The following is a 21,421-nucleotide window of genomic DNA, read 5'->3' on the forward strand; positions in this document are numbered from 1 at the left end:
TCTGCTACCATCCGCGAAATCGCTCCCATTGCCTGACCGTGTCGGAGCCGGCGGCGACGACATGATAGCGGTCGTGCTGCGCTCCGGTGGCGCAGGCATGGTTCGGCAGGATCCGCACCTTGGCGCCGACCGGCAGCATCACCTGCGGCGCCGTGCTGCCGGGACGGCGGGCGATGATGCCGTGCTCCTGATTGGTTTCGGTCACGATCAGGTCGGGATAGGGCCGTCCATCGATGTCGCAGACGATGCCGTAGCCCTGGTCGATCGGCTGCTTCGCGGTGCCGCGATCGCGCGACAGCGCCATCCAGCCGGCGTCGATAAAGGTCCAGCCGCGATCGGCGCGATGGCCGATCACCGTCGCGAGCACCGACAGCGCGATGTCTTCGACCGCGCAGACCCCGATCCCGGCCATCACCAGGTCGAACATCACGAACACGCCGGCGCGCACCTCGGTGACGCCATCGAGCCGGCGCGCGAAATGTGCCGTCGGCGTCGAGCCGACGCTGACCACGGGGCAGGGCAGTGCGGCCGCGCGCAACGCCTCGGCGCAGGCGACCGCGGCGGCGCGCTCCTGCTCGGCCGCCTGCTCGAGTGCCACCGCGCTGCAGCAGGAATAGGATTCGCCGGCATGCGCCATAACGCCACGCAGTTCTGCGCCGCCTTGATGCAATGCGCGACCGATCTCAACGAGCAGCGGGTCGCGCGCGCGGACCCCGGCGCGATGGCCGTCGCAATCGATCTCGATCAGCACGGGAATGCGGTCGTTCGTCATGCGCACCATCGTGGTGACGGCGGCCGCCTGCTCCATGCTGTCGAGCACCACGGACAGGTCCACGCCCTGCCGCCGCAGCGCTGCGACGCGGTCGAGTTTCTGCGGCGCGATACCGACGGCATAGAGGATGTCCTTGACGCCTGCCGCGGCAAACAGCTCGGCCTCCTGCAGGGTCGAGACCGCGGCCGGGCCGCCTGGGCCGTTCATCACGGCGCGGGCCGCCGGAATGGATTTCGCAGTCTTCAGATGCGGGCGCAGCGGCACGCCGAGTCGCGACAGCCGCGTCTTCAGGCGGGCGATGTTGTGCAGCATCCGGTCCTCGTCGAGCACGAGGCAGGGCGTCTCGATATCGGCAAGCGGATGCGAGGCGTTCAAAACAGGGGCTGATGACATCCGGCGAGACTAGCCGTTTCCATGCTAAGTACAATTTACCGAATGTCATTGTTATATTAAGTCTGGACTTAATGCTCTCGACCGACGACATCCGCTTCTTTCTGGCCATCGCTGCGGCCCGGTCGCTCGCGGCCGCGGCGCGTGCGCTCGACGTGACGCCATCGGCGGTGTCGCAGCGGCTGCAGAGCCTCGAGCAGCGCCTCGGCGTTCAACTGGTCGGCCGTTCGGCCCGGCGGCTGACGCTGACCGACGAGGGCGAACTCCTGGTGCTGCGCGGCGGCACGCTGCTCGACGAGACGACGGAATTGACGGAAGCGCTGCAGGCGCGCCGCGGAACCATCGCGGGCCATCTGAAGATTCTCGCGCCGCTCGGCTTCGGACGCCACTACGTCGCCCCGGTCGTTGCGGCCTTCCGATCCCGCCATCCCGACGTGTCGGTCGAGCTCGAACTATCCGATCGGCCGGGACGTGCCGCCGCGAGCGCATGGGACGTCATGATCCATATCGGCGCGTTGAGGGATTCCACGCTTCGCTTGCTGCGCCTTGCGTCCAATGAACGCTTGCTCTGTGCCTCGCCGGCCTATCTGAAGCGCCGCGGGACGCCGGTGAGCCCGCAGGAGCTGCGCGGGCATCAATGTATCGCGTTGCGCGAGAACGAGGAGGACGTGACGCTCTGGCGCTTCTCGCGCAGGCGGGCCGCGTCGGAGCCCGACGTCATCAGGATCGAGCCGATGCTGTCGAGCAATGACGGCGAGGTGGTGAAGGCCTGGGCGCTGGCGGATCACGGCCTGATCGTCAGATCGGAGTGGGATGTCGCCGAGGATCTCGCCGGTGGCCGGCTGGTGCGTGTCCTGCCGAACTTCCGCCTGCCGCCCGCCGATATCGTCGCGCTGCTCAATCCGGGCCGCGGTGGGCGGGCCAGGCGCACGCAGGCTTTCGTCGAGCATCTGCGCACCGCCTTCGCGCCGCCGCCCTGGCGCAGCAGGCCGCGCTGACAGGCGGCGCGATCGCTTAGGCCGCGCCGGCCTGCCTGCTCAGATAGCTCTTGGCAAAGTCGAGATACCAGTCGAGGCAGCCGGGATTGGCCATCGCGTCGCGGTTGATGACCTTCTCGACAGAATGGCCGAGCAACAGCTTCTTGACCGGCAGCTCCTGCTTCTTGCCGGACAGCGTGCGCGGAATTTCCGCCACCACGAAGATGTCGTTGGGCAGGAAGCGGCGCGACAGCCCGGCTTCCACGGCCTTGTTGATCTTCGCCTTCATCGCGGCATCGAGGACAATGCCCTCGCGCAGCACCACGAACAGCGGCATGTAGCTGTCGCGGCCGAGATATTCGAGGTCGACGACCATCGAATCCAGCACCTCCGGCAGCGCCTCGATCGCCGAATAGAGCTCGCTGGTGCCCATCCGCAAGCCATGGCGGTTGATGGTGGCGTCGCTGCGGCCGTAGATCACGCAGGATCCGTCGGGGTTGATCTTGAGCCAGTCGCCATGCCGCCACACCGGGCCGCGGCCGGTGCCGTCGAAATTGTCGTGATAGGTCTCGAAATAGCTCGCCATGTAGCGCGCGTTGCCGGGATCGTTCCAGAAGCGCAGCGGCATCGAGGGCAGCGGCTCGGTGCAGACGAGCTCGCCGACCTCGTCGATCACGGCGCGGCCCTGCTCGTCGAATGCTTCGACCGCACAGCCGAGCAGCCGGCATTGCATGATGCCCGGGGTCTGCGGCAGCTCGCGATTGCCGCCGATGAAGGCGCCGGCGAAATCGGTGCCGCCGGAGATATTGGCCCACCACATGTCGGCCTGCGCTGCGTTGCCATTGCGCTTCGAAAGCGCGGCGAAGCGCTCGTTGAACCAGGCTTGTGTGTCGGCGCTGAGCGGCGAGCCGGTCGAGCCGAGCGTGCGCAGGCCCGAGAGGTCGCCAACGGCAGCGAGATCGATCTCGGCCTTGGTGCAGTTGGCGAAGAACGCCGCGCCCGCGCCGAAGAAGGTTGCCTTTGCATCGGCGACGAAGCGCCACAGCGTGGTCCAGTCCGGCTTGTCCTTGGTGCCGCCGGGACTGCCGTCGAAGATGCAACAGGTGGTGCCGTTGAGCAGGCCGTTAGTCTGGCAGTTCCACATGATCCAGCCGGTCGACGAGTACCAGTGGAAGCGTTCGCCGAACGAGTTTCGCTGATAGCTGCAGCCGATGTCGTTGTGCAGGGTCGAGAGCGGCAGCGCCACGACGATCACGCCGCCATGGCTGTGCAGGATCGGCTTCGGCAATCCGGTGGTGCCCGAGGAATAGACGATCCAGAGCGGATGGTCGAACGGCAGCCATTCCGGCTCGAAGGCGTCGATCTCCGCGCTCTGGCCCGCAAGGATGGACGACAATCGTGTTTCGGACGGCGCGGCGTCGCTGTGCAGGATGACATGCTCGACCGTCGGCAGCGCGCGCCGCAACTCCTCGATCACCGACTTCCGGTCATGACGGCGGCCGGCATAGGTTACGGCGTCGCAGGCGATCAGCACTTTCGGCTCGATCTGCTTGAAGCGGTCGATCACCGCGGGTGCGGCCATGTCGGGTGCGCAGACGCTCCAGATCGCGCCGATACTCGCGGTCGCAAGAAACGCGATAATCGTCTCGGGGATGTTCGGCAGATAGGCCGCGACGCGATCGCCGGCGCGGACGCCCCTGGCCTTCAAATGCAGCGCCAGCGCCGCCGATTTGCGCTGCAACTCCGGCCAGCTGGTCTCCGAAAGCTTGCCGTCCTCGCCGCTCGAGATCAGGGCCGGCAGGCCGGCGGCATGCGCCGGCGCGACGTGCCGGAAAACCTGGTGCGCGTAATTCACCGAAGCGCCGGGAAACCACACCGCGCCCGGCATCTTGCGCTCGGCCAGCACCGCCGAATGCGGCGTCGGCGAGCGCAGATCGAAATAATCCCAGACGCTCTGCCAGAAGGCGTCGATATCGGTGACCGACCAGCGCCGCATTGCCTCGAAATCCGCAAACGCGAGGCCGCGCGTGTCCTTCAGCCATTGGCGGTAAAGGGCCATTTGCGGGACGTAAGGTGCTGTCATGGGCGTTTCCGAAATGTCTTGTGTTGTGGCATGCGCGATCGAGGCGTGCTGGCGTGTCTTAACATAGTGATGCGAACGCGGGGAACGCAGTCGAGCAGCAAGCTGCGTCATATTCTTACCGCCGTCGCAGCGTGCTATTCCTTCAGGTGCGGCGTTGATTCCATGCCTATCCGATAGCGAGCGGCCATGACCGTCGGCGAACTTTTCATCCTCGGCTTCTACGGCAAGGTCATCCCGCCCTGGCTGAGGGAGTTTGCCGCGCAGTTCGGGCTCGGCGGGGTGATCCTGTTCGATTATTCCTGCCAGACCCGGCAATACGACAACAATATCGCCTCGCCCACGCAGGTGCAGTCGCTGTGCGCCGAGATCGCAGGCCTGCCGTCGCAGCCGCTGGTCTTCATCGACCAGGAGGGCGGTCTGGTGCGCCGGCTCAAGGACGGGCTGGGTTTCCAGCCGTTGCCGAGCGCGAGGGATTTCAACCGGCTCGGCCATGCGGAAAAGCAGGCGATCCTGGCTGCGAGCTATGACGAGCTGCGTCGGCTCGGCATCCGCTACAACTTCGCGCCCGTCATCGACGTCGATTACAATCCCGACAATCCGAACATCGGCAGGATCAAGCGGTCTTATTCGTCCGAGATCGGTGAGGTCGAGGCCAATGCGCGCCTGGTCGACGCTGCGGCGCGGCAGGCAGGCGTGGGTCTTTGCCTGAAGCATTATCCGGGCATCGGCGGCGCGCACGTCGATTCACATCTGGAGTTCATGGACATCTCCGATGCCCTGCGGCCGGAGCAGGAAGAACTATTCTACGCGCTGGCGCCGCAGATCTTCGGCGACGCGGTGCTGGTCAGCCACGCCATTGTCCGCCAGTGGGACGCGCAGCATCCGATGACCCTGTCGCCGGCGGGAATCGGCCGTCTGCGCCATCGGCTGCCCGCGACGCTGCTGATTACCGACGACATGCAGATGCAGGGGCTGCAGAAGACGCTCGGTACAAGCGCGGCCAGCTTGCAGGCGATCGCCGCCGGCATGGACATGATCTGCATCGGCAACAATCTGCTCGATCAGGAGCTGGCGATGGCCGGCATCGCCACCGCGGTCGAGGGTGCAGCGCACGACGGATCGCTGGATCAGGCCGCGGTGCAGCGCTCCATTGCGCGGGTGCAACAGCGCAAGGCGCTGCTCGCCTGAATGGCATTGAACCAAATTTTGCGCCGGGCGACCATAGGGAGCGGAACCAAACTTTATTGCCGCGATTTAACAAAGACGCTCATCGGGGCTAACAACCATGAAGATGCTCAAGCGTCTCTTCCGATTGACCTGGCTACGCCGCGTCGCACGCAGCCCAGCCGATCTTCCACCTGCCTCCATCGATCCCGACGAATTCAGCCGCTTGCTTTGCAGCGGGCGCCGCCAGGATCTGCGGACACTGGCAAAGCGGCTGAGCCAGCGCACGCGGGCCCACGCATAGGCAGGCATCGGGTCAAAGGTGAGCCGGTTCTGACTGATTCAGAACCGGTAAGTCCGGCGCATGGCTTCAGCTCTACTCTCGCGACCGGCTATTGTTTTGCCTTTTCGTGCTTGTCGACTCCGACCGCCTTGTAGTCGTAGGTCGGATAGAACTCGGTGTGGTAGGCGCCCCAGGCACTGTTCTCGATGACGCGGTTGACCTCGCGCAGCCGCGAGGCCGGTAGCCGCAGGGTCACCACTTGGCCGACCCCCATCATTACGTACCAGCTCACGACCTCGACACCTTCGGGTGGAAACGCCTTGTAGAAGCGCTGCCGCTCGAGTTGCGCATTCAACTCACTGAGCGGGCGTGACTGATCATGCTTGAAGAAGATGGTGACCATGATCGCGCTGTCTGACGTCGGCGCTGCATTGCCGGTCGGGGGCGTGGTCTGGGCCTGCGCCCCGGCGCTGACCGACAGTGCTGCGGCGAGCGCCGCAATCGTCATCCGGAATCCATTCCGCCCGTTCCACCCTCGCTTCATTGTCGCGCCCTTTTGTTGTTGATCGAGAGGCGGCGATCATCGCGGCGCATGCCGGGGCTGTAAATTGACATTCGCCTGCCGCGACGCCCGCCCGCGCCACCCCTGGGCCGATGTGATCCGTCTCATACGCGCGTCGGCCGGCGTGCGGTATGCCGATGCGATCCCGATGCCCGGAGGGTTGATCGATGACGACCCGGCGAATGGCGTATTGGTGGCTCAGGTTCGTCCTTTCGGGACGCTTCCTGCAGAAATTCCTTCGGCTGCGGCGCCCTTGATCTCCGACGCGCGGCGCGCATCTTGCCCATTTCAACCTGAGGCCAGGCGGCGGATGTGGGTGCGGACGCGCCCGGGACCGCGTCGGGAAGGTAAAGATCCACCTGTGGAGATCATCGGGATGAAGCGCCTCGATGTCCCGTAAGACTACTGTCCTTCGGCTCAGACAAGCGAGATTCGTTGCCAAATCAACGGTAATCTGCGCCTGCTTGGCCGATCGGGGCCCGAGGTCACAGTTGCGTCACCCGTAGTTTTACGGAGTCCCGTGTTAACGCGGCCACAAGTTCACCTTCGGTAAACCATACTTATGACGCAACATGACAATCGAGCCGAGGCGCGCCTTCCGCCATGGATGGGCGGAACCGCGACGCTCGAGGCGCAGCCGCCCGAGATTCAGGGAGCCGCCGTGCCGCGACCGCAGATGACCGCGGACGCCGGGGCGGCGATCGTCCGGCAGTTCAACGGGCCGGTGACGGCGCTGCTGCTCTACATGAACGAGCTCAAACAGCACAGTCAGCAGCTCGCGCATGCGCCCGGCAACGGCGTCTATCTGCGGCAGGTGATCGAGAACGCGCTCGAGCAGACCGAGCGGGTGTCCGCGATGCTGAAGCAGATCTCCGATCTCTATCCGAATGCCATACCGGCCACCGATCTCAGGCCGCCGCTTGACGACAAGCCGGCAGGCGCCCGGTCACCCGATGTCATGTTCACGCCGGAGGCAGGGCGCAAGCCGTTGACCAAGCGCGAGCGTGAGGTGCTCAGCCTGATCAGCGACGGTTATTCCAACAAGCAGGGCGCGCTGCGGATGAACATCAGCCCGCGCACGTTCGAGAGCCATCGCGCCGAGGCCATGCGCAAACTGGGTGCGCGCAACACCGCAGATCTCGTCCGCAAGGCCTTGTTGCATTCCGCATAAAGCGTTTTCAAGCGAAGCCTGCCCCGCACTTGATGCGGGGTGGTAGCGGTTCGCGCAAAGAAAACGCGTCAAAACAAAAGTCCAGAGCCCGTCCGATTCCATTCGGAGCGGTACTCAGAAATCGTCTTCCGCGGCGAAGCACAGGCGCGGCGCGAGCCGCGCGGCGGAGGCGGCTGTCTTCGGCTCGTCCGGAACGATCGTGACCACCCATGCCGCCGTCGCGCCGGATTTGCTTTCGACGATCGCGCGCACACGTCCCGTCACTGTCGCGCCGGCGGACCTGATGGTGGCGGGCCGGCCGTTGAACTGGGCCATGCGGAAGCGCCGGGCTTCCTTCCGGTCGGTCGTCTCGTACGTGAACATCGGCTCCCCCGTGCGTCGACGCGACTTTGCGGATGCAGCGTTATCCGACGGTGAAAATCGTACGCCGTAGAAGTACGGCTTGTGCGCCGACTGGAGCGTTTTCGCGCAAAGCGGGTAGCGGTTCGCGTGAAGAAGACGCGTCAAGAATGGCAGCTCTAAAGCATGATCCGGAAAAGTGCGAAGCGGTTTTCCGAAAAGATCATGCTCAAACAAAGAGCTAAAGCGCGATGACGCTTCAACCTGATCTCATCGCGCTTTAGCCGCCGGCTTCCTGGCAGTTCAGCAGCCTCGCATACTGCGCCTTGACCGTGGCATAGCATTCGCACGCGGTCCTGATCAGTCCATCCGCATTGGTGATCTCGATGTGGCCGCGGCTGTAGTGGATGAAATTCGCCTGTTGCAAGGTATGCGCGACCAGCGACACGCTATTGCGGCGTGCGCCGATCATCTGGGCCATCGCCTCCTGCGTCAGGGCGATCTTGTTGCTGCCGGAGAGATCGCGCGTCTGCAGCAGGCATCGCGCCAGCCGCGACTCCACGGTGTGCGCGGCGTTGCAGCCGGCCGTCTGCTGGATCTGGGCATAGACGGCGAGACCGTGCCGAATCAGCTTCGCTCGCAGAGTCGGGCTCTGGCCGGCGGCCGCCCGCAAGGCTTCGACCTCGATCGTCGAAGCGACGCCAGGCACCAGCACCACGGCGCTGTCCAGCGTGGGGGCTTCACCAAGCCCCGCGAACGCACCATAGATGCTGCCGCGGCCGACCATCGCGATCTGCACGCACACGCCTCTTGCCAGCTTGACCACCAGCGAGATCACCCCCTTGTGCGGCATGTATGTCCGCTTGAGCATCTCGTCGGTCTCGATCAGGACCGACTCGGCGGCGAGGTCGATCGTCCGCAAATTGGGCCGGATCAGCCCAAAATCGCTCTCCGAGAGCGAAGACAGAAATCCGTTGGGCGATCGCGGAACCGTATCCAAAGCAACCTCCTGCCTCCCGGCAAAGCTTGTCTCTGGTCATCAGGGCTGACGCGTGCAGTTGAGCCGTTATGCAACTTATTCTGGCACGTCTTGGTTCCAATGGAAACATATCTTGGTTCCATTAGGAATACATATCGCCCCGTGATCGCGTTTGTGTTGCCTGGCAATCAGTTGAGCGTGCGCGCCGCCCCGATCAATCTTCCGGCCCGATCAATTGTTCGGCGTGCGCCTTGACGGTCGCATAGCATTCACACGCCGCCTTCCCGCAGACCGTCGATATCGGTGATTTCGATATGGCCGCGGCTGTAGCGCAGGATACCGGCCTGCTGAAACCCATGCGCGACGATCGAAACCGCATTACGCCGCACACCGATCATTTGCGCCAGCATCTCCTGGGTCAGCGGCAAGGCTTCGCTGCCGCACAGGTCGCGCGCGCGCAGCAGCCAGCGCGACAGCCGCGCCTCCACCGGATGCGACACGTTGCAGGCGACGGATTGCTGGGTCTGCGCCATCAGCGCCTGCTCATAGAGAGCAACCAGGGTCCGGAACTCCGCGCTGCGATTGGCGGCCTCGCGGAAATCTTCCGCCCGCACCATCGATGCCGTGCCCGGCACCACGACAATCGCGTCGGCGAGCAGCAGCCGCTCATGCAGGGCGGCGGATGCGCCGACGATGCCGTCACGACCGATGGTTGCAATCTCGACAGATTGCCCGTCGGACAGATTGACCATCATCGAGACCACGCCGCCGTGCGGGAAATAGACCCGCTGCACCGGCGCGCCGGCATCGGCAAGCACCGTTTCCTTGATCAGGTCGACGGTTTCCAGGACGGGATGAAGTTGCGCGTATTCCGTGGAGGGAAGTGCTTGCAACAGTCGATTGGGCGGACGCGATACCGCAGACATTGGAGCTCCTGCCGAGGGCGGGAGCACTACGGTCTCGCATCACCTACTCTTGGCGTGTGGAGAGCGAACATAGCTTGCCTGTCCAATAGCACAAGGGTTGTGGTGCGAACCTTATACCCTCTAGGGGGCAGACGGTCGGCAATCGCATCGGCGTGCGCGGCGTTCGAGGAGATTCGAATGCCGCGCATCCCGGACGAGACGGTTGCGACATTGTCTCGCATTTATTGATTTCCATTAACTCTGATGCGTACCCAAGCGTGCGCCGTCGCGATGGCCATTACGGATGTCGAAGCCCCCCGTCGGCAGCGCGAGCATGCGGCAAGTCCCTGCAAATGCGAGGACAAATTCGTTGTCACGAGATTGATCCGGCGGCGGATACGTGCCGTTTAGCCGGGCGTCTGCGCGGCGGCCGTAGAATTACCGGCAAAGCCATCTTGGGTATTTGTACGGAGCAGCCCTTTAACGAACGGGTAGCGCGGACGGACCAGTGTGGCATCGGTCGCCGTGCGAAATTTACGGCGTCGCGTCAATCGTGTTCATCCAGAAGGGTATCAGTATGTCCGGCATCGTCCTCTCGGCATCGGTCCGTCAAAACCTGCTTTCGCTGCAGTCGACGGCCGACCTGCTCGCCACCACGCAGAACCGCTTGTCCACTGGCAAGAAGGTCAACACCGCTCTCGACAATCCGACCAACTTCTTCACGGCGCAGTCGCTCGACAACCGCGCCAGCGACATCAACAACCTGCTGGACGGAATCGGCAACGGCGTGCAGGTGCTGCAGGCCGCCAACACCGGCATCACCTCGCTGCAGAAGCTCGTTGACAGCGCCAAGTCGGTCGCGAACCAGGCCCTGCAGGCCGCGGTCGGCTATTCCCAGAAATCGCAAGTGACGACCGCCGTGGTCACCGGCGCGACCACCGACGATATCCGCGGCACCGCCACCTACAGCAACGCCACCCTGGCTGGTACGGTCGTCAACAATAATCTCACGACCCCCGCGCCGATCACCGCCGCCACCAAGCTCGTCAGTGCAACCAACTCCGATACCCTGGCGACGACCCCGTCCGGTACGATCAGCGTCAACGGCAAGACGATCACGTTCTCAACCTCGCAGACCACTTCGACGAGCGATTCGTCCGGCAACGTGACCCTCGGCACGGGCGCGGGCAGCAACCTGACCGTCGGCGACCTGCTCTCGGCGATCGACGGCATCACCGGCGCGACCACGGCCTCCACCGTGTCGGCTGGCGCGCTCCAGATCAGCACCGGCACCAACCAGGATCTCAACATCTCCGGCTCGGCGCTGGGCGCTTTCGGCCTTACCGCCGGAACCAAGGCGCGCACCGTTGCAACGCCTTCACCGCTGGATGGCTTGACGCTGACGATCGGCGCGACCGGCAACGGCATTGCCACCAACATCACGTTTGGTAGCGGCGCAGGCCAGGTCAAGTCCCTCAACGACCTGAACAACGCCCTGTCGGCCAACAACCTGCAGGCGTCGCTCAGCGCGAGCGGTGCGCTCACCATCAGCACCACCAACGATGCGGCGTCCGCGACCATCGGCACGATCGGTGGCACGGCAGCCGGCGCAGGCAAGCTGTTCAACGGCCTCGCGGGCAGCGCCCCGGTGCAGGACCCGAATGGGCTGGCGAACCGCGCCAACCTGGTCAATCAGTACAACAACATCCTGGACCAGATCACCACGACCGCCCAGGACGCGTCGTACAACGGCATCAACCTGCTCAACGGCGATCAGCTCAAGCTGACCTTCAACGAGACGGGCTCCTCGACGCTGAAGATCCAGGGCGTGACCTTCAATGCCGCCGGTCTCAACCTCTCCAAGCTGACCGCCGGCACGGACTTCATCGACAACGCTTCGGCCAACGCTACGCTGAAGACGCTCAACAGCGCGAGCGGCCTGCTGCGCACCCAGGCTTCGACTCTCGGTTCGAACCTGTCGATCGTGCAGATCCGCCAGGACTTTTCGAAGAACCTGATCAACGTGCTGCAGACCGGCTCGTCCAACCTGACGCTGGCCGACACCAACGAGGAAGCGGCCAACAGCCAGGCGCTGTCGACCCGCCAGTCGATCGCGGTGTCCGCGCTGGCTCTGGCCAACCAGTCGCAGCAGAGCGTTCTGCAGCTGCTCCGCTAAGCGTAGCCGCGACAGACAACGACTATCGAGGCGGCGGAGGAAACTCCGCCGCCTTTGTTTTTTGGGTTCGCTTAACCATGCGACCGGTTTCAACCCATGGGCGATCACGTCCTGATGCAGGTGGATGTCCTGGCCGCCAGCGTTTCGCTGGATTTGACGACCCCTCGATCTCATTTCGTTCAAATTGCGACGACAGGTGGAACGGGCTCTTTCCCGTCCGGGTGGTAAGGGCTGTTCTTGTGAAACTGGCCGTGATGTCGTGATGCGTCGTCCTTGAACGGCTTCATCGTCCGTATTTGCACGGACGACGAAATTAACGTCGCCGTGAAGCCGGCCAAGTTATCGATGCGAGGCGTGCGTTCCGTAGCACCTTGAGGGGACCGTTTCATGGACGATCTGTTGCGCGAGTTCCTGACGGAGAGCAGCGAGAGCCTGGATACGGTCGACAACCAGCTGGTGCAGTTCGAGCAGGATCCGAACAACGCGAAGATCCTGGATAACATTTTCCGGCTTGTGCACACGATCAAGGGGACCTGCGGCTTCCTCGGGCTGCCGCGGCTGGAAGCGCTGGCGCATGCCGGCGAGACCCTGATGGGCAAATTCCGTGACGGCATGCCGGTGAAGGCGGAAGCCGTGACGCTGATCCTGTCCTCGATCGACCGCATCAAGGAGATCCTTGGCGGGCTCGAGGCGACCGAGGCCGTCCGAGCCCGAGGGCAACGACCGCGACCTGATCGATCAGCTCGAGGCGATGGTCGAGCACGGGATGGCCGCAATGGCGGCCGGCGAAGAAGCGGTGCCTGTCGTTGATGCCCCGTCGGTGCAACCGGCCATGACCGAAGGCACGCTGGTGGTGCAGACGCTGGAGCGTCCGCTGCGCCCGGGCGAGGTCTCGCTCGACGAACTCGAGCGCGCCTTCCGCGAGACCGAGATCGAAGTCGCAGCACCCGCGCCTGTCCCGGTCGCGAAGCCCGCAGCCGCTGCCCCCGCAGCCGAGCCGGCCGAAGCTGCAAAGAAGCCGGCCCGCAAGGCCGCCACCGAGGATGTTCAGGAAGGCGACAAGATCGCCAACCAGTCGATCCGGGTCAATGTCGATACCCTCGAACACCTCATGACCATGGTCTCCGAGCTGGTGCTGACCCGCAACCAGTTGCTGGAGATCAGTCGCCGCAACGAGGACACCGAGTTCAAGGTGCCGCTGCAGCGGCTCTCCAACGTCACCGCCGAGCTGCAGGAAGGCGTCATGAAGACGCGCATGCAGCCGATCGGCAATGCCTGGCAGAAGCTGCCGCGCATCGTCCGCGATCTCTCCGGCGAACTCGGCAAGCAGATCGAGCTCGAGATGCACGGCGCCGACACCGAGCTCGACCGCCAGGTGCTCGACCTGATCAAGGATCCGTTGACGCACATGGTGCGTAACTCCGCCGATCATGGCCTGGAGACCACCGCCGAGCGGGTCGCCAGCGGCAAGCCCGAGCAGGGCACCATCCGCCTCAGCGCCTATCACGAGGGCGGCCACATCATCATCTGCATCGCCGACAATGGCCGCGGGCTCAACACCGAGCGGATCAAGGCCAAGGCGCTCCAGAACGGTCTCGTCACCGAGGCCGAACTGGAGAAGATGACCGAGGCCCAGATCCACAAGTTCATCTTCGCGCCGGGCTTCTCGACCGCCGCGCAGGTGACCTCGGTGTCCGGCCGCGGCGTCGGCATGGACGTGGTACGCACCAATATCGACCAGATCGGCGGCACCATCGACATCAAGAGCGTGGCCGGCGAGGGCGCCTCCGTCACCATCAAGATCCCGCTGACCCTGGCGATCGTCTCCGCCCTGATCGTGGAAGCCGGCGGCAACCGGTTTGCCATTCCGCAATTGTCGGTGGTCGAGCTGGTGCGGGCGCGCGCCAACTCCGAGCACCGCATCGAGCGGATCAAGGATACGGCAGTGCTGCGGCTGCGCAACAAGCTGCTGCCGCTGATCCATCTGAAGAAGCTGCTGAAGATCGACGACGGCGCCACCAGCGATGCCGAGAACGGCTTCATCGTGGTGACGCAAGTGGGCAGCCAGACCTTCGGTATCGTGGTCGACGGCGTGTTCCACACCGAGGAGATCGTGGTCAAGCCGATGTCGACCAAGCTGCGGCACATCGACATGTTCTCCGGCAACACCATTCTGGGCGATGGCGCCGTCATCATGATCATCGACCCCAATGGGATTGCCAAGGCGCTCGGCGCCTCCAGCGCGGCGGCCCATGACATGGCAGATGACAATGCGGCAGCGCATGCCACGAGCGGCGAGCAGCTCACCTCGCTTTTGGTGTTCCGCGCCGGTTCGAGCCAGCCCAAGGCGGTGCCGCTCGGCCTCGTCACCCGGCTGGAGGAGATCGCAACCGACAAGATCGAGCTCTCGAACGGCCGCTACATGGTGCAGTACCGCGAGCAGCTGATGCCGCTGGTGCAGATGGCCGGGGTCGAGGTGCAGACCCAAGGCGCGCAGCCGATCCTGGTGTTCGCCGACGACGGCCGCTCGATGGGGCTCGTGGTCGACGAGATCATCGACATCGTCGAGGAGCGGCTCAACATCGAGGTCGCGGGCTCCCAGGACGGCATTCTGGGCTCGGCCGTGATCAAGGGCCAGGCCACCGAGGTGATCGACGTCGGCCACTTCCTGCCGATGGCGTTCGCCGACTGGTTCTCGCGCAAGGAGATGCGCCCGTCGGCCACGGCGCAGTCGGTGCTGCTGGTCGACGACTCCGCGTTCTTCCGCAACATGCTGGCGCCGGTCTTGAAGGCTGCCGGCTACAAGGTGCGGACCGCACCGAACGCGCAGGAAGGGCTCGCCGCGCTGCGCTCGGGGCAGGCCTTCGACGTCGTGCTGACCGACATCGAGATGCCCGAGATGAACGGCTTTGAGTTCGCCGAGAACATCCGAAGCGACCACAACCTCGTCGGGCTGCCGATCATCGCGCTGTCGGCGATGGTGTCGCCGGCGGCGATCGAGCGCGGCCGCCAGGCCGGCTTCCACGACTATGTCGCCAAGTTCGATCGTCCCGGGCTGATCGCGGCGCTGAAAGAGCAGACCGCCGAACTGCGCCGCGCTGCTTGAGGGAAGCGAGCATGATCCGGAAAAGTGGGAACCGGTTTTCCGATCCGATCATGCTCAAACAAAAGGTTGAGTGATGACCAGCAAGACCGAGACCAGCGAAGGCGCAATGGCCGAATACGTCACGGCCGTGATCGGCGGGCAGCTGTTCGGCCTGCCGATCTCGCGGGTGCAGGACGTGTTCATGCCGGAGCGGCTGACGCGGGTGCCGCTGGCCTCCAGCGAGATCGCCGGCGTGCTCAACCTGCGTGGCCGGCTCGGCCTGCCGAAGGCCGACGACGGCAAGCCGCCGATGGCGGTCGGCGTCGACCAGCGCGGCGAATCCTATGGCCTCTTGATCGACCAGATCGGCGAGGTGCTGCGGCTGCCCGACGACAGCCGCCAGGACAATCCGGTCAACCTCGATCCCCGCATGGCGAGGCTCGCCGGCGGCGTTCATCGCCTCGACGGACAGCTCATGGTCGTCCTCGATGTCGATCGCGTGCTCGAACTGGTGCCAAAGACACTCGCTGCAGCGTAACGCTCCGCCGCGGAGACGGCGGACTCTACAAGGAGGCCAACATATGAAGACATGTCTTGTCGTCGACGATTCCGGTGTGGTGCGAAAGATCGCACGCCGCATCCTCGAAGGAATGGAATTCACCGTCATCGAAGCCGAGGACGGCGCGGTCGCGCTCGAAGCCTGCAAGCAGGCGCTGCCGGACGCGGTGCTGCTCGACTGGAACATGCCTGTGATGGACGGCTTCGAATTCCTCGTGCAGCTCCGGCGCATGGCGGGCGGGGACGTGCCGAAGGTGGTGTTCTGCACCACCGAGAACGGCATCGACCACATCTCGCGGGCGCTGCATGCCGGCGCCAACGAGTACATCATGAAGCCGTTCGACAAGGACATCGTGATCGCGAAATTCCAGGAAGTGGGTTTGCTGGCGCTCGATGCGTCGGCCGAAGCCTAGTACCCAGTTTCACCCTTTGCGTTTGCGAGGCTCCCGTGACGCCCCCCGACTACGAGTATTTGCGTAAGCTTCTGAAGGACCATTCCGGTCTCGATCTGTCCGCGGACAAGCAATATCTGATCGAGAGCCGCCTGCTGCCGCTGGCCCGCAAATGCGGTCTATCCGGCATTCCCGACCTGATCGCCAAGATCAGGGCCGGCTCATCGACGCACACCGTCCAGGTGGTCGAGGCCATGACCACCAACGAGACGTTCTTCTTCCGCGACAAGGTGCCGTTCGACCATTTCCGGGACACCATCATCCCCGAGGTCCTGAAGGCACGTGCCGCGCGCCGCAGCATCCGGATCTGGTGCGCCGCCGGCTCGACCGGTCAGGAGCCCTATTCGCTGGCGATGTGCCTCAAGGAGATGGGCGCGGCGCTTGCGGGATGGCGGGTCGAGGTCACAGCGACCGACCTGTCGCAGGAGGTGCTGGAGAAGTCGAAGGCCGGCATCTACAGCCAGTTCGAGGTGCAGCGCGGGCTGCCGATCCAGCTGCTGGTGAAGTATTTCAAGCAGTCGGGTGAATACTGGCAGATCAATCCCGAGTTGCGCGCGATGGTGCAGCATCGTCAGCTCAATTTGCTGCACGATTTCTCCCAGCTCGGCACGTTCGATGTGATCTTCTGCCGCAACGTGCTGATCTATTTCGATCAGGACACCAAGATCAACATCTTCAACCGGCTCGCCCGGTTGATGGAGGCCGACGGCTTCCTGGTGCTCGGCGCCGCCGAAACCGTGGTCGGCCTGACCGACACGTTCAAGCCGATTCCCGAACGGCGCGGCCTGTACCGGCCGAGCGGTGTGCGGCCAGCGCTTGCGATGCCGAGGCCTGCCATGGCGATCGGATATTGAGCGATGACGGAGGACGGCAAATCCATTGAGCGTGTCACGTTCAGCCGGGGCGTCGATGTCTGCATCATGGCCATCGACGGCACCTGGCGGCGCGACTGCCAGCTCAATGCCATCTCCGACAATGACGCGGCGCTGACCGTCGAGGGTTCCATTCAGGGGCTCAACCTGAAGGAGTTTTTCCTCTTGCTGTCGTCGACCGGGCTCGCCTATCGCCGCTGCGAGCTGGTCCGCGTCAATGGCACCGAAATGGACGTCAGCTTCCTCAAGGGCAAGCCGAGCAAGCGGCGGTCCGGCTCCGACGAAGAGCGGGCCAGAGCCTGATTTCAAGAAGGCCTGACGTGAAGAAGGCCTGACCCGGCTGGACGGTCGATGCCTGCCGCCAATCCGAACGTGGAACGGATCGTCGCCTCGAGGGTTGGGGCGTCGTCGGCACAATCTGCGTGATGGCGCCGAATTCGGTGGCGGCCGGTCCGGCTGGTCAGTTCAGGAGGCGGGCCGGTGCCCCTGAATCGCGCAGCCAATCGAGCGCCGTGCCGAGGCCGGCGTCGCAGGCTTTCAGGGCCGTGGACGCCACGGCATAGCGCGGGGTGACGTCGTCAAGCACGAAGATGTCGGCGGCGGCGTCCTGCTCGGCCAGAAATGCCTCGCGCGCAATCGCCGCCTCGATCAGCCGCAGGCTCGCCTGGACATGGCCGATCAGCGCGACCAGGTCCGTCACGATCAGGCTGTAGGGATCGCTGCCCTCGTCCAGGCACACCGCAACGCCGTCCGCCTCTGCATTTTCCACGCATGTTTCTCCACTGCCCCCACTTTTAGGGACCGCGGTGCTACTTGTGCGTTAAGCGGACGTCCCGTACAAATACGGGTCCATTGATCGAGATGGTCGAGTTACTTCTTGTGCAGTCTGGGCAGCACGCTTCACCACTGATGGACGAGACATATGGTTGAGAATGGCGCTCCTCGCGGGGAAATCTTTGTAGTTGACGACGACCCCGCCGTTCGCGAGACGCTGTCCGTGGTCCTGTCGACCGCCGGCTACAAGGTGATCTGCTTTGCGGACGGCGCCGCGCTGCTCGCGGTGGCGCGCAGCCGGACGCCGGCCTGTATCCTGCTCGACGTGCATATCCCGGGCAAATCCGGCCTCGATATCCTGAAGGAGCTGCACGGCGAGGATTATCCGGCGCCGATCTTCATGATCTCCGGCCAGGGCGACATCACGATGGCGGTCAGCGCCATCAAGAACGGCGCGCTCGACTTCATCGAGAAGCCGTTCCGTGGCAACGAGATCGTCAGCCGCCTCAATGAGGCGATCGACGCCTATACCAGGCGCCAGGCCGAGACCTCGGCATCGCGCATCGCCTCGCTGCACTTTCCGGGGCGCGAGCCGCTCACCCGCCGCGAACGCGAGGTGCTCGAGCAGTTCACCGCGGGCGCATCCAACAAGGAGGCCGGGCGTCACCTCGGGATCAGCCCGCGCACGATCGAGGATCACCGCGCCAACATCATGAAGAAGCTCGGCGCGCGCAACGCCGCCGATCTCGTCCGCATCGTGATGACGGCGCAGCAGAAGTAAGCCAGGGCCGGCCCCGGTTTACGCTCCGATTTGCACATCGCGGGGTTTGTGCGGCACACGGGCGGCGAACGGCACGTCTGCGCCGCGCGCGGGACGAGACGTCCGGAAATCCTGTATATGCGTGGCGCAGGGCATGCGTGCCGAGACCATGCGTGTGCGAGCAATGTCGAGACACGCGATATCGAAACACGCAATATCGAAGCATATGGCGCCAAGATGACCAAGAAGAACAAGACCCCGGATCAACTGCGCAGCGCGCGCTGGTTTGCGCCCGATGATCTCAGAGCCTTCGGCCATCGCTCGCGCGCGATGCAGATGGGCTACGCGCCGGAGGAATGGCGCGACCGGCCGGTGATCGCGATCATCAACACCTGGTCGGATGCGCAGCCCTGCCACATGCACTTCAAGAGCCGGGTCGACGACGTCAAGCGCGGCGTGCTGATGGCCGGCGGCTTTCCTCTCGAGCTGCCGGCGCTGTCGCTGTCGGAATCGCTGCTGAAACCGACCACGATGCTCTACCGCAACATGCTCGCGATGGATGCCGAGGAGCTGTTGCGCGGTCATCCGGTCGATGGCGTGGTGCTGATGGGCGGCTGCGACAAGACCACGCCCGGCCTGCTGCTCGGGGCCACCAGCATGAACCTGCCGGCGATCTATCTGCCGGCCGGACCGATGCTGCGCGGCAATTGGAAAGGCAAGACGCTCGGCTCCGGCTCGGATGCCTGGAAATACTGGGACGAGCGCCGCGCCGGCAAGATTTCCGACAGGGACTGGGTCGACATGGAGGCCGGCATCGCCCGCAGCTATGGCACCTGCATGACCATGGGCACGGCCTCGACCATGACCGCGATCGCGGAAGCCATCGGCATGACACTGCCCGGCGCTTCGTCGATCCCCGCGGCCGACGCCAACCATATCCGGATGAGCTCGGAAGCCGGCCGCCGCATCGTCGAGATGGTGTGGGAGGACCTCACCCCGCATAAGATCCAGACGCGAAGCGCGTTCGAGAACGCGATCACGGTCGCGATGGCGATGGGCTGCTCGACCAACGCCATCATTCACCTCATTGCGCAGGCGCGCCGCGCCGGCCAGGACATCTCGCTCGACGATTTCGAAGTTGCGAGCCGCAAGGTGCCTGTGATCGCCAATGTGCGGCCGAGCGGCGACCTCTATCTGATGGAGGATTTCTTCTATGCCGGCGGGCTGCCCGGCCTGATGAACCGGATCAAGCAGCATCTGCATCTCGACTGCATGACTGTGTCAGGCAAGACGCTCGGCGAGAACATCGAAGGCGCGGAGGTCCATAACGACGATGTCATCCGCACCGTCGATAACCCGATCTACAAGGAGGGCGCGCTGGCGGTGCTGAAAGGCAATCTCGCGCCCGATGGCTGCGTCATCAAGCCGTCCGCCTGCGATCCGCGCTTCCTGAAGCACACCGGACCTGCGCTGGTGTTCGACGACTATCCCTCGATGAAGAAGGCGGTCGATGACCCCGATCTCGACGTCTCGGCCGATCACGTGCTGATCCTGCGCAATGCCGGCCCGCAAGGTGGGCCGGGGATGCCGGAATGGGGCATGCTGCCGATCCCGACCAAGCTCGTGAAGCAGGGCGTGCGCGACATGGTACGGCTGTCGGACGCGCGGATGAGCGGCACCAGCTACGGCGCCTGCATCCTGCATGTTTCACCGGAATCCTATATCGGCGGCCCGCTGGCGCTGGTGAGGAACGGCGACCGCATCACGCTCGACGTCGCCGCGCGCACCATCGATCTCGATGTGCCCGAGGCGGAGCTGGCCAAGCGCCGCGCGGAATGGAAGCAGCCTGAGAAACGCTTCGAGCGCGGCTATGGCTGGATGTTCTCGAAGCACATCAAGCAAGCCAATGAAGGCTGCGACTTCGATTTCCTCGAGACCGGTTTTGGCAAACCGGTGGGCGAGCCGTCGATCTATTGATGCTGTCATTCCCCGGTGCGCAATTGCGCACCTGAGGGCACCGCGTAGCGGTGAGCCCGAAATCCATCGGGCCGCATGCGCTGTGGTGAAATGGATTCCGGGCCTGCGCCTTCGGCGCATCCCGGAATGACGAATGGAGAGAGCAAGCAAGTCATGTCAAAACTCAGCGACGCCACCCGCAACAGGCTGAAATCCGTTTCCACCGCGACGGTTGCGACCGCGCTGTTCAAGCGCGGCTTGCGCATCCAGATGATCCAGGATGTTCACCCCTTGAGCCCGGATCAGCCGACCATGGTCGGCGAGGCCTTCACGCTGCGCTACATGCCTGCGCGCGAGGATCTCAACACGATCGAGGTGTTCCGCGATCGCGCGCATCCGCAGCGCAAGGCGATCGAGGATTGCCCGCCTGGTGCGGTGCTGGTGATGGATAGCCGCAAGGATGCGCGCGCGGCGTCGGCCGGCGCGATCCTGGTGACGCGGCTGATGAAGCGCGGCTGCGCCGGCGTCGTCACCGACGGCGGCTTCAGGGATTCGGCCGAGATCGCGCGGCTCGGCTTCCCGGCGTTTCATCATCGACCGAGCGCGCCGACCAATCTGACGCTGCATCAGGCGATCGAGATCAATGTCCCGATCGGCTGCGGGGACGCGCCGGTGTTTCCCGGCGACGTGATCCTCGGCGACAGCGACGGCGTCATCGTGATCCCGGCGCATCTCGCCGACGAGATCGCGAATGAGACTTTCGAGATGACCGCGTTCGAGGATTTCGTCACCGAGCAGGTGCAGAACAGCCGCGGCATCTTCGGCCTCTATCCGGCGACCGACGAGCAGACGCTGAAGGATTTCGCGGCCTGGCGGAAGGCGAAGGGGCGGTAGCTCCACCGTCGTCGTCCTGGCGAAAGCCAGGACCCATACCGCGTGATCTATCGAGCGCGGAGGTCGCGGTACCACGGCACGCAACGCTGATCTTCGCCAAACACCTCCCTGTGGTTATGGGCCCTGGCTTTCGCCAGGACGACGATGGGGAGAGGGGTGGCGCCAGTTAACCGGCATCCGAAGCCCGGATGGAGCGAAGCGTAATCCGGGAATCTCGCAGCTGATACGAAGAACCCCGGATTTCGCTGCGCTTCATCCGGGCTACGGGA

The 21,421-nt window shown here is 64.4% G+C and carries 19 protein-coding genes and 1 pseudogene; 13 read left to right on the top strand and 7 right to left on the bottom strand.

Going from position 1 to position 21,421, the window contains the following annotated elements; translation table 11 throughout:
- Positions 1–4: 4 nt before the first annotated feature.
- Positions 5–1,165 carry a DSD1 family PLP-dependent enzyme gene (locus ACVWW1_RS32015; RefSeq protein WP_456658616.1) on the bottom strand — a complete coding sequence of 387 codons (1,161 nt, stop codon included), beginning with the start codon at positions 1,163–1,165 and terminating at the stop codon, positions 5–7.
- Positions 1,166–1,236: 71 nt separating this feature from the next.
- Here ACVWW1_RS32015 and ACVWW1_RS32020 point away from each other — a divergent pair, with 71 nt between their 5' ends.
- On the top strand, positions 1,237–2,160 hold the full coding sequence (locus ACVWW1_RS32020; RefSeq protein WP_456658617.1) for a LysR substrate-binding domain-containing protein: 924 nt from the start codon (positions 1,237–1,239) through the stop codon (positions 2,158–2,160).
- 16 nt (positions 2,161–2,176) lie between these two features.
- Here the strand turns inward: ACVWW1_RS32020 and ACVWW1_RS32025 are convergent, their stop codons facing one another.
- On the bottom strand, positions 2,177–4,222 hold the full coding sequence (locus ACVWW1_RS32025; protein ID WP_456658618.1) for an acetoacetate--CoA ligase: 2,046 nt from the start codon (positions 4,220–4,222) through the stop codon (positions 2,177–2,179).
- 186 nt (positions 4,223–4,408) lie between these two features.
- Here ACVWW1_RS32025 and ACVWW1_RS32030 point away from each other — a divergent pair, with 186 nt between their 5' ends.
- On the top strand, positions 4,409–5,410 hold the full coding sequence (locus tag ACVWW1_RS32030; protein ID WP_207833929.1) for a glycoside hydrolase family 3 N-terminal domain-containing protein: 1,002 nt from the start codon (positions 4,409–4,411) through the stop codon (positions 5,408–5,410).
- A gap of 97 nt (positions 5,411–5,507) precedes the next feature.
- A complete protein-coding gene (locus ACVWW1_RS32035) occupies positions 5,508–5,690 on the top strand; it encodes a hypothetical protein (protein WP_207833927.1) in 183 nt (60 codons plus the stop codon).
- A gap of 88 nt (positions 5,691–5,778) precedes the next feature.
- On the opposite strand, the gene ACVWW1_RS32040 is transcribed toward ACVWW1_RS32035, so the two are convergent.
- Complete coding sequence (locus ACVWW1_RS32040) at positions 5,779–6,213, bottom strand: hypothetical protein (protein ID WP_456658619.1); 435 nt, start codon at positions 6,211–6,213, stop codon at positions 5,779–5,781.
- 580 nt (positions 6,214–6,793) lie between these two features.
- Between ACVWW1_RS32040 and ACVWW1_RS32045 the strand changes: the two genes are divergently transcribed.
- On the top strand, positions 6,794–7,402 hold the full coding sequence (locus ACVWW1_RS32045; RefSeq protein ID WP_456658620.1) for a helix-turn-helix domain-containing protein: 609 nt from the start codon (positions 6,794–6,796) through the stop codon (positions 7,400–7,402).
- Positions 7,403–7,516: 114 nt separating this feature from the next.
- On the opposite strand, the gene ACVWW1_RS32050 is transcribed toward ACVWW1_RS32045, so the two are convergent.
- From ACVWW1_RS32050 to ACVWW1_RS32060, 3 genes are all read right to left on the bottom strand, one after another.
- The gene (locus ACVWW1_RS32050; RefSeq protein ID WP_207840509.1) at positions 7,517–7,765 is read right to left on the bottom strand and encodes a hypothetical protein; all 249 of its coding nucleotides are present in this window, start codon (positions 7,763–7,765) and stop codon (positions 7,517–7,519) included.
- Positions 7,766–8,021: 256 nt separating this feature from the next.
- Positions 8,022–8,741, bottom strand: a complete 720-nt coding sequence (locus ACVWW1_RS32055; RefSeq protein ID WP_456658621.1) for a Crp/Fnr family transcriptional regulator — start codon at positions 8,739–8,741, stop codon at positions 8,022–8,024.
- Between the two features lie 248 nt (positions 8,742–8,989).
- Positions 8,990–9,646 (bottom strand): Crp/Fnr family transcriptional regulator, encoded by a 657-nt coding sequence (locus tag ACVWW1_RS32060; RefSeq protein ID WP_456658622.1) that lies wholly within the window; start codon positions 9,644–9,646, stop codon positions 8,990–8,992.
- Between the two features lie 556 nt (positions 9,647–10,202).
- Here ACVWW1_RS32060 and ACVWW1_RS32065 point away from each other — a divergent pair.
- The 6 genes and pseudogenes from ACVWW1_RS32065 (at position 10,203) to ACVWW1_RS32090 (ending at position 17,071) form a co-directional block, all read left to right on the top strand.
- Positions 10,203–11,801 (top strand): flagellin N-terminal helical domain-containing protein, encoded by a 1,599-nt coding sequence (locus ACVWW1_RS32065; protein WP_456658623.1) that lies wholly within the window; start codon positions 10,203–10,205, stop codon positions 11,799–11,801.
- 387 nt (positions 11,802–12,188) lie between these two features.
- Positions 12,189–14,907, top strand: a pseudogene (locus ACVWW1_RS32070) (hybrid sensor histidine kinase/response regulator).
- Positions 14,908–14,980: 73 nt separating this feature from the next.
- Positions 14,981–15,424 carry a chemotaxis protein CheW gene (locus ACVWW1_RS32075; protein WP_456658624.1) on the top strand — a complete coding sequence of 148 codons (444 nt, stop codon included), beginning with the start codon at positions 14,981–14,983 and terminating at the stop codon, positions 15,422–15,424.
- 43 nt (positions 15,425–15,467) lie between these two features.
- Complete coding sequence (locus tag ACVWW1_RS32080) at positions 15,468–15,857, top strand: response regulator (RefSeq protein WP_176534294.1); 390 nt, start codon at positions 15,468–15,470, stop codon at positions 15,855–15,857.
- A 35-nt stretch (positions 15,858–15,892) separates the two neighbouring features.
- Positions 15,893–16,750, top strand: coding sequence for a CheR family methyltransferase (locus tag ACVWW1_RS32085; protein WP_456658625.1), 858 nt, complete (start codon positions 15,893–15,895; stop codon positions 16,748–16,750).
- Between the two features lie 3 nt (positions 16,751–16,753).
- Complete coding sequence (locus tag ACVWW1_RS32090) at positions 16,754–17,071, top strand: pilus assembly protein PilZ (protein WP_092121804.1); 318 nt, start codon at positions 16,754–16,756, stop codon at positions 17,069–17,071.
- Between the two features lie 157 nt (positions 17,072–17,228).
- Here the strand turns inward: ACVWW1_RS32090 and ACVWW1_RS32095 are convergent, their stop codons facing one another.
- Entirely contained in the window at positions 17,229–17,537 is a 309-nt protein-coding gene (locus ACVWW1_RS32095; RefSeq protein ID WP_456658626.1) for a hypothetical protein, read from the bottom strand.
- A gap of 153 nt (positions 17,538–17,690) precedes the next feature.
- Here ACVWW1_RS32095 and ACVWW1_RS32100 point away from each other — a divergent pair, with 153 nt between their 5' ends.
- From ACVWW1_RS32100 to ACVWW1_RS32110, 3 genes are all read left to right on the top strand, one after another.
- On the top strand, positions 17,691–18,323 hold the full coding sequence (locus ACVWW1_RS32100; RefSeq protein WP_173639567.1) for a response regulator transcription factor: 633 nt from the start codon (positions 17,691–17,693) through the stop codon (positions 18,321–18,323).
- 216 nt (positions 18,324–18,539) lie between these two features.
- The gene (gene araD, locus ACVWW1_RS32105; RefSeq protein ID WP_456658627.1) at positions 18,540–20,279 is read left to right on the top strand and encodes an L-arabinonate dehydratase; all 1,740 of its coding nucleotides are present in this window, start codon (positions 18,540–18,542) and stop codon (positions 20,277–20,279) included.
- Between the two features lie 153 nt (positions 20,280–20,432).
- Positions 20,433–21,152, top strand: coding sequence for a ribonuclease activity regulator RraA (locus ACVWW1_RS32110; protein ID WP_456658628.1), 720 nt, complete (start codon positions 20,433–20,435; stop codon positions 21,150–21,152).
- Positions 21,153–21,421 lie beyond the last annotated feature (269 nt).

The sequence above is a fragment of the Bradyrhizobium sp. JR3.5 genome (assembly GCF_054057015.1).

What these genes read in the sequence shown, in the direction of transcription:
- ACVWW1_RS32015 (WP_456658616.1), bottom strand. Translation starts at nt 1,165, where the DNA reads ATGTCATCAGCCCCTGTTTTGAACGCCTCGCATCCGCTTGCCGATATC.
- ACVWW1_RS32020 (WP_456658617.1), top strand. Translation starts at nt 1,237, where the DNA reads ATGCTCTCGACCGACGACATCCGCTTCTTTCTGGCCATCGCTGCGGCC.
- ACVWW1_RS32025 (WP_456658618.1), bottom strand. Translation starts at nt 4,222, where the DNA reads ATGACAGCACCTTACGTCCCGCAAATGGCCCTTTACCGCCAATGGCTG.
- ACVWW1_RS32030 (WP_207833929.1), top strand. Translation starts at nt 4,409, where the DNA reads ATGACCGTCGGCGAACTTTTCATCCTCGGCTTCTACGGCAAGGTCATC.
- ACVWW1_RS32035 (WP_207833927.1), top strand. Translation starts at nt 5,508, where the DNA reads ATGAAGATGCTCAAGCGTCTCTTCCGATTGACCTGGCTACGCCGCGTC.
- ACVWW1_RS32040 (WP_456658619.1), bottom strand. Translation starts at nt 6,213, where the DNA reads ATGAAGCGAGGGTGGAACGGGCGGAATGGATTCCGGATGACGATTGCG.
- ACVWW1_RS32045 (WP_456658620.1), top strand. Translation starts at nt 6,794, where the DNA reads ATGACGCAACATGACAATCGAGCCGAGGCGCGCCTTCCGCCATGGATG.
- ACVWW1_RS32050 (WP_207840509.1), bottom strand. Translation starts at nt 7,765, where the DNA reads ATGTTCACGTACGAGACGACCGACCGGAAGGAAGCCCGGCGCTTCCGC.
- ACVWW1_RS32060 (WP_456658622.1), bottom strand. Translation starts at nt 9,646, where the DNA reads ATGTCTGCGGTATCGCGTCCGCCCAATCGACTGTTGCAAGCACTTCCC.
- ACVWW1_RS32065 (WP_456658623.1), top strand. Translation starts at nt 10,203, where the DNA reads ATGTCCGGCATCGTCCTCTCGGCATCGGTCCGTCAAAACCTGCTTTCG.
- ACVWW1_RS32075 (WP_456658624.1), top strand. Translation starts at nt 14,981, where the DNA reads ATGACCAGCAAGACCGAGACCAGCGAAGGCGCAATGGCCGAATACGTC.
- ACVWW1_RS32080 (WP_176534294.1), top strand. Translation starts at nt 15,468, where the DNA reads ATGAAGACATGTCTTGTCGTCGACGATTCCGGTGTGGTGCGAAAGATC.
- ACVWW1_RS32090 (WP_092121804.1), top strand. Translation starts at nt 16,754, where the DNA reads ATGACGGAGGACGGCAAATCCATTGAGCGTGTCACGTTCAGCCGGGGC.
- ACVWW1_RS32100 (WP_173639567.1), top strand. Translation starts at nt 17,691, where the DNA reads ATGGTTGAGAATGGCGCTCCTCGCGGGGAAATCTTTGTAGTTGACGAC.
- araD (WP_456658627.1), top strand. Translation starts at nt 18,540, where the DNA reads ATGACCAAGAAGAACAAGACCCCGGATCAACTGCGCAGCGCGCGCTGG.
- ACVWW1_RS32110 (WP_456658628.1), top strand. Translation starts at nt 20,433, where the DNA reads ATGTCAAAACTCAGCGACGCCACCCGCAACAGGCTGAAATCCGTTTCC.